The organism is Cohnella sp. GbtcB17, from assembly GCF_019091135.1.
GTDB lineage: Bacteria > Bacillota > Bacilli > Paenibacillales > Paenibacillaceae > Cohnella.
The window spans coordinates 1-441 of the sequence record NZ_JAGXJW010000179.1 but is presented as its reverse complement, the minus strand read 5'-3'; the positions used below and the strand labels follow the sequence as shown (position 1 = coordinate 441).

Genomic DNA, 441 nt, shown 5'->3' with positions numbered 1-441 from the left:
AATGGCGACGAAAATCGTGATCGAGCCCATCTTCGAAGCCGACTTCAAAGACTGCTCGTACGGATTCAGACCCAAGCACAGCCAGCACGGGGCGATCCGGCATATCCGTCGAGCGGTGAAGAAAGGCGTCTACTGGGTGGTGGACATCGACATTCGCGGCTACTTTGACAACATTGCCCATGACAAACGGATGCAACTGGCGGAGCAGCGGATCAGTGACCGAAGGGTGCTGAAGCTGATCCGACAGTGGCTGAAAGCAGGTTTCGTGAAAGATGATCAGTTTCACGAAACCGACTTGGGAAGTCCGCAGGGCGGCGTCATCTCCCCCTTACTTTCGAATCTGTACCTGAACTACCTGGATACCATCTGGGAGAAGAAGTTCGCAGAGACGGGAACGATGGTGAGATATGCCGATGATCTTGTGATCCTGTGCAAAACCAA

The 441-nt window shown here is 53.5% G+C and carries 1 protein-coding gene; it reads left to right on the top strand.

Annotated features, from left to right (window positions below; genetic code table 11):
• Position 1: 1 nt before the first annotated feature.
• Positions 2 to 441 (top strand): reverse transcriptase domain-containing protein (locus tag KVT38_RS33530; protein WP_254639754.1); only part of this gene is annotated, 440 nt, incomplete at its 3' end.